We start from the raw sequence: 6,396 nt of genomic DNA, 5'->3' as shown, positions 1-6,396 counted from the left end.
CGTCAAATAACATAACCCTTTCGGGCGTTTTACCGTCGAGTCGTTTTGTCTCATTCCTCAACGGGCTCCTAATGTATCACCCCTCTCCCACACTTCCAAATCCTTTTTCCCTTTTCCTCCAAAAAATTCGGGAAAAATGACCGTTCAGAGCTCTATCCCGCTTTCGGCAGGCTCGAACGAGGCCATATCGGGCGCACTGACAGCCGGCTGGTCTACCGGTAGCTCCATCTGCCGCTCTCCCTGGCGATACGCCTTGGCCGCAGCCACAAAGCCGTGAAAGAGCGGATGCACCCTCTGCACCCGTGATTTCAGCTCCGGATGGAACTGCACGCCGACAAACCAGCGGTGGTCCCTGAGCTCTATAATCTCGACAAGCTCGCCGTTCGGAGATGTTCCGGAAAAGATCATGCCGTTGTCCTCGAAGGGCTTGCGGAAGGTATTGTTGAATTCGTACCGGTGCCGGTGCCGCTCGTTGATGAGAAACTTCTGATAGACGGCGTGGGCTCTCGAGCTGTCCCTGAGAATGCAGGGATAGCTCCCCAGGCGCATGGTGCCCCCTTTCTCCTTGATCTTCTTCTGGTGCTCCATGAGGTCGATGACCGGAAAGCGGGTGCGCTTGTTGAATTCGGTGGAGTTGGCCTCGTGCAGGCCGCAGACGTTGCGGGCAAACTCGATGGTGGCGCACTGCATGCCGAGGCAGATACCGAAGAAGGGGATGTTCCTCTCCCTGGCAAAACGGATGTACTGGATCTTGCCTTCGATGCCCCGGTCGCCGAAGCCGGGCGCCACGAGAATGCCGTTGACCCCTTCGAGCTCCTTTTCGAAATCGAAGCTTTTCCCCTCGGCGTCCTCGGCCTTGAGCAGGCGGATGTTCACCCTTACGTTATTGCTCGCTCCGGCGTGGACGAAGGATTCGATAATGGATTTGTAGGCGTCGGGATACTCGGTATACTTGCCGCAGATGCCGATGGTGACCTCACCATCCTGAGGATGGCTCACCTTGTTGCAGAACTCCCGCCAGTAGCTGAGGTCCGGCTCCCTGAATTTCTTCAGCCCGAGCTTCTTCATCACCCGCAGATCGAGCTTTTCATGAAGCAGCATGAGGGGCACTTCGTAAATGGTATCGCAGTCGTTGAGCCCGATAACGTCGAGATCGTTGACGTTGCAGAAATGACCCACCTTGTTCTTGATCTCCCGCGAAAGCGGCTTTTCGCTCCGGCAGACCAGAATGTCCGGCTGGATGCCGGTTTCGAGCAGCATTTTCACGCTGTGCTGTGTAGGTTTGGTTTTCAGCTCGCTTGCCGCCTTGATGTAGGGCACGAAGGTGAGGTGAATGTTCAGCAGGTTGCGCTCTCCCATTTCAAGCTTCATCTGGCGCATGGCCTCGAGAAACGGAAGGGATTCGATATCGCCTATCGTGCCGCCGATTTCGGTGATGAGCACGTCGAGGTTGCCGTTTTTTGCGAGCTCCGCCATACGGTCCTTGATTTCGTCGATCACATGAGGAACAACCTGAACCGTCGCACCGAGGTATTCACCCCGGCGCTCCTTGTCGATGACCGATTTGTAGACCCGTCCCATGGTGAGGTTCGAGGACTGGGAGGTAGATTCGTCGAGAAAACGCTCGTAATGACCAAGATCGAGATCGGTTTCGGCTCCGTCGTCGGTAACGTAAACCTCGCCATGCTGGTATGGGGACATGGTGCCCGGATCGACGTTGATATAGGGATCGTATTTCTGAATGGCTACACGAAGGCCCCTGGATTTCAGCAGAAGCCCCAGCGAAGCAGACAGTATGCCTTTTCCAAGTGAAGAAATCACCCCTCCGGTAACAAATATATGCTTCACATTTTTCGGTCGCGCCATAAGTTTCTCTCTCGTTGTTTAGTAAAAAATCGGTACCGGCTTCCCGGAACCCGCCGCTTACCTGAGACTTTTGTGAGCACCGTCGCAGAAAGGCATGTTGGCCGAAAGAGCGCAATTGCAGATGGCGACGTTCTTTTCGACCTCGATTTCAACTTTGTAGGGTTGCAGGCCGCTGCCTTTGTGCGAACCGTCGCACCAGGGCCTGTTCTGCGATTTGGAGCAGGCGCAGTAATATTTTGTACCCGGCTGCTCTTTAACGATAAACGGTCTGTTGGGTTCCATGTTAACCTCCCTCCCTTTCCGGGTGTTCTGCCGAATCTCTCCGCTGTTTAAAAAAGATCGATCTGCCCGTCGGCATCCTCGATAATCGAATCCGTATCGTCTACATCCTCCTCGTCGCTCTTCGGAACCCGCGCAAGCGCGGAAATCTTGTCGCCGGCCATAAGGCGGATCAGCCTGACGCCGGAGGTGTTGCGTCCGGTCATCCTGACATCCGATACATGCTGGCGGTTCACGATACCGTGGGCGGTGATGATGATGAGATCGTCATCGTCGTTGACGTCGATAAGGCCGACCAGCGCGCCGATCTTTTCATGCGCCTTGAGGGTTATCACCCCGCGGGCGCCACGCTTGGTGAGACGATAGTCCTCGACACGGCTGCGTTTGCCGAATCCGTTGTCGGTAACGGCAAGCAGCGCCATATCGGTGCGCTTGGTGGTGACCATCGAAATACATTTCTCGTCCTTGTCGAGAGTGATACCCTTGACGCCCATTGCGGTTCTGCCCATGGTACGTATTTCGCTTTCAGGGAAGCGCACCGCGTAAGCAGAACTTTTGGCCAGGATGATCTGATGATCGCCGTCGGTCAGACGTGCGTCGAGCAGCTCATCACCCTCTTCGATGGTGATGGCGGCAATACCGGTCCTGCGGGGGTTCGAGAAATCATCGAGTGCGGTTTTCTTTACGATGCCCCTGGTCGTAGCCATCACGATATAACCCGGATCGTCGAAGTTTCGGATATTGATGTAGGCCTTGATCTGCTCTCCGGACCGCAGTTCCATGATGTTGGCCAGAGAACGTCCGCGTGCGGCCCTGCCGGCTTCGGGAATTTCGTAAACCTTGAGCCAGTAGCACCGCCCGGTATTGGTAAAGAAAAGAATGTAGTTGTGCGTCGAGGCGATGAACATGTGTTCAATAAAATCATCGTGCTTGGCCTGTGCGCCTGTAACCCCCTTGCCCCCCCTTGCCTGGCGACGGTATCCGGAAACAGGAAAACGTTTGATGAATCCGTCGTGGGTAATGGTGATAACCACGTCCTCCTGGGCGATCATGTCCTCGATGGAGAAATCGCCCTCCTGGGGCACAATCTCGGTCCGGCGTTCGTCACCGTATACCTCCCGAACCCTCATCAGCTCGTCGCGGATAATCTGCAACTGCTTTTCGGGGCTGGCAAGAATGGAACGCAGCTCGTCGATGACGACAAGCGTCTCCTTGTACTCGGTATCGATTTTCTGGCGCTCCATGCCGGTCAGGCGCTGCAGGCGCATTTCGAGAATGGCCTTTGACTGTACCTCGGAAAGCCCGAATCGCTGCATGAGCCTGTCCTGGGCCGTGGAGGTATCGGGCGACTCGCGGATGGTGGTGATAACCTCGTCAAGGTTGTCGAGACAGATTTTCAGTCCCTCGAGAATATGGGCCCGTTTTTCGGCCGCGGTAAGGTCGTACTTTGTACGGCGCAGCACGATTTCGTTCCGGTGCTTGATATAGTAGTGCATCATCTCCTTGAGATTGAGCACCCTCGGTACACCGTCCACAAGGGCAAGCATGATCACCCCGAAGGTCTCCTGCATGGGGGTATGCTTGTAGAGGTTGTTCAGCACAACCTTGGCCACCGCATCGCGCTTCAGCTCGATCACAAGCCGCATGCCGTCGCGGTCGGACTCGTCGCGGATATCGGCTATGCCTTCGAGCTTCTTGTCGTGAACCAGCTCGACGATTTTCTCGATCAGGCGAACCTTGTTGACCTGATAGGGGAGTTCGGTAACGATAATGGACTCACGGCCGTTCTTCTGGGTCACCTCGACGAGCGCCCTTGCGCGAATCACCACCTTGCCCCGTCCGGTCAGGTAAGCCTGGCGAACCCCTTCGTAGCCGTAGATGATGCCCCCTGTCGGAAAATCGGGAGCGATAACATGCTTCATGATGTCCGCGATCTCGATTTCGGGGTTTTCGATCACGGCGATGATGCCGTCAACAACCTCGCGAAGATTCTGTGGGGGAATGTTGGTTGCCATACCGACGGCAATACCTGAAGCTCCGTTAACCAGAAGGTTGGGGATTGCCGAAGGAAGCACGGTTGGCTCTTCGAGCGAATCGTCGAAATTCAGGGAAAAATCGACAGTCTCCTTGTCGAGGTCCTTGAGCATTTCGCCGGCGATGGGCTTCATCCGAACCTCGGTATAACGCATGGCGGCAGGGGAGTCGCCGTCGATGGAGCCGAAGTTGCCCTGACCGTCGATGAGAGGATAGCGCAGCGAAAAATCCTGCACCAGACGCACAAGACTGTCATACACAGCACTGTCTCCATGGGGATGGAATTTACCGAGCACTTCACCGACGATACGTGCCGATTTTTTGTGCGGTTTTCCCGCCTGGAGACCGAGTTCATGCATACCGAAAAGCACTCTCCGGTGCACCGGCTTCAGGCCGTCGCGAACATCCGGAAGCGCGCGGCTGACGATAACCGACATGGAATAATCGAGATAGGAATCCCGCATTTCCTCTTCAATACTGATCGGCAATATCCTTTCGCGCTGCATAGGTTTTTTCCGTGTAATAAATTAATAGTAAACCGCTTAAGGGCGTAATGTATAAAATCCCGCCAACATCTTAAAACGGGGGTGATGGCGGAGCACCTGCGGGCTGAAGAGAAAGAATCAATTCACCGTGGTAACCGGCGCATCCGACCAGAGCGACTCGAGATCGTAGAAGCTCCGCTCGTCGGGCATGAAAATATGAACCACGACATCAACGTAATCAAGCAGTATCCAGTGCATGGAATCCATACCCTCCACATGCATCGGCCTCTCATCGTCCGCCTTCAGTTCCTCGATAATATGCTCGGCTGCAGCTTTGGCCTTCCTCTCGGAGTCCGCCGTGACAATAACAAAATAATCCGTAACCGATGTCAACCCTTTCAGGTCGAGAATCCTGACCTGCTCGCACTTTTTTTCAAGAGCAAGCTCTGCAGCCCTTCTGGCCAGAAGCCCACTGTAGGCTACCTCTTCCGGATGCAGGTCACTGCGTTTTTCATCATGCTCAGAATTGCTCATAAACCTCCGTTATATTTCAATCAATGGTAAATAAAACAGCCTCACAGCCATTTCCTTTAAAATAGTAATGATTCATTCTTTTCTTCCTCCCGGCACAAACATTTGCCGGTAATCGAGAAACGCCTCTGCCGGTGATAACGCAGAGCCGAGCCCGAAAAGCCTCGATGCTTCGGGAAACAGCGAAGCTGCCGAGAAAAAAGCCGCATCGAGAAAACCTGCCGCCGCACCCTCTTCCGGAACTGGAAAATTATCGGTCCGGCGCGCCGTAACCACAGCTTCGCAGTTCGTCGCGCCGGCCGCCCGAAGCACCTCATCCATGGACCCCCTTGCGATTTCATCCTCTGTAAAGCCCTCTTCAAGGCGAGTGCGCCGGTAACAGCAATAGTAATACTCGCCCCTGCGTGACGGAACCACCGGAACGATAACCTCCGCGAAGGTAAAGTGCAGTGCAGCGACCGCCATGGCCGGCAGGGTTGGAACCGGAACAAGTGGAATGCCGAGACCGTAGGCAAGACCTTTGGCTGCCGACATCCCGATGCGCAAAGCGGTAAACGAGCCAGGTCCCGAAGAAATTGCAACCGCATCAAGCTGCCCCCTGGCGGTATGGCTGTTTTCGAGGGCCTGCTGCACGAGCGGCAGAATTGACTCGGCCGCCCGGTTCCACTCGCCGCCGGAAAGCAGGGTTACCTCGCCTCCGCTCATGACTGCGGCACTGAGCGAAACATGGGTGCACTCTATAGCCAGAATATTCATCGGCAGTCTATCGGGTTATGACTATTCTCCGCGAGTCTCCACCGCCATACAGCAGACAGACCGTAGTGGTATAACACGACCGAAGGCTCTCGAACCGGTCGCCCCACTCCACCACGGCGATATGCGGCCCGAACAGATACTCCTCGAATCCGATCGCATCGAGCTCCTCCTCCCGTTCAATCCGGTACAGATCGAAATGGTGCAGATCGACCGGTTTCCCCCGTAAAAAGCCGTGATAGATATTGAAGAGGGAAAAGGTGGGGCTCGAAAGCTCTCCCTCGCAGTTGAAGCACTCGGCAATACCCTTCATGAACTCGGTTTTCCCCGCTCCGAGCTGACCTTTCAGGCATATCCTGTCACCGGGCTGCAGCGTGGAAGCGAACTGTCGTGCATATTCACGGGTCTGTTCAGCGGAACGGGAAAAAAACTCTTCGGTCAGGGCCAT

At 55.1% G+C, this 6,396-nt stretch carries 5 protein-coding genes and 1 pseudogene; all 6 read right to left on the bottom strand.

Annotated elements, in window-relative coordinates; all coding sequences use genetic code 11:
- Nucleotides 1-144: 144 nt before the first annotated feature.
- Nucleotides 145-1,866 (bottom strand): CTP synthase, encoded by a 1,722-nt coding sequence (locus tag K9G39_RS01815; protein ID WP_292003210.1) that lies wholly within the window; start codon nt 1,864-1,866, stop codon nt 145-147.
- A 57-nt stretch (nt 1,867-1,923) separates the two neighbouring features.
- Nucleotides 1,924-2,190: pseudogene (locus K9G39_RS01810) on the bottom strand (CDGSH iron-sulfur domain-containing protein); the annotation flags it as partial.
- A gap of 5 nt (nt 2,191-2,195) precedes the next feature.
- A complete protein-coding gene (gyrA, locus tag K9G39_RS01805) occupies nt 2,196-4,685 on the bottom strand; it encodes a DNA gyrase subunit A (RefSeq protein ID WP_292003209.1) in 2,490 nt (829 codons plus the stop codon).
- 117 nt (nt 4,686-4,802) lie between these two features.
- Nucleotides 4,803-5,198 (bottom strand): ribosome silencing factor, encoded by a 396-nt coding sequence (gene rsfS, locus K9G39_RS01800; RefSeq protein ID WP_292003208.1) that lies wholly within the window; start codon nt 5,196-5,198, stop codon nt 4,803-4,805.
- A 72-nt stretch (nt 5,199-5,270) separates the two neighbouring features.
- On the bottom strand, nt 5,271-5,951 hold the full coding sequence (gene tsaB, locus K9G39_RS01795) for a tRNA (adenosine(37)-N6)-threonylcarbamoyltransferase complex dimerization subunit type 1 TsaB (protein ID WP_292003207.1): 681 nt from the start codon (nt 5,949-5,951) through the stop codon (nt 5,271-5,273).
- A 7-nt stretch (nt 5,952-5,958) separates the two neighbouring features.
- On the bottom strand, nt 5,959-6,396 hold the full coding sequence (tsaE, locus tag K9G39_RS01790) for a tRNA (adenosine(37)-N6)-threonylcarbamoyltransferase complex ATPase subunit type 1 TsaE (RefSeq protein ID WP_292003206.1): 438 nt from the start codon (nt 6,394-6,396) through the stop codon (nt 5,959-5,961).

This window comes from Chlorobium sp. (assembly GCF_021740465.1).
Lineage (GTDB): Bacteria > Bacteroidota > Chlorobiia > Chlorobiales > Chlorobiaceae > Chlorobium.
The sequence above is the reverse complement of the archived record's forward strand: the minus strand, read 5'-3'. Positions and strand labels throughout refer to the sequence as shown.

Coding starts and splice junctions, on each gene's coding strand:
- gyrA (WP_292003209.1), bottom strand. CDS start 4,685: ATGCAGCGCGAAAGGATATTGCCGATCAGTATTGAAGAGGAAATGCGG.
- tsaB (WP_292003207.1), bottom strand. CDS start 5,951: ATGAATATTCTGGCTATAGAGTGCACCCATGTTTCGCTCAGTGCCGCA.
- tsaE (WP_292003206.1), bottom strand. CDS start 6,396: ATGGCCCTGACCGAAGAGTTTTTTTCCCGTTCCGCTGAACAGACCCGT.
- K9G39_RS01815 (WP_292003210.1), bottom strand. CDS start 1,866: ATGGCGCGACCGAAAAATGTGAAGCATATATTTGTTACCGGAGGGGTG.
- rsfS (WP_292003208.1), bottom strand. CDS start 5,198: ATGAGCAATTCTGAGCATGATGAAAAACGCAGTGACCTGCATCCGGAA.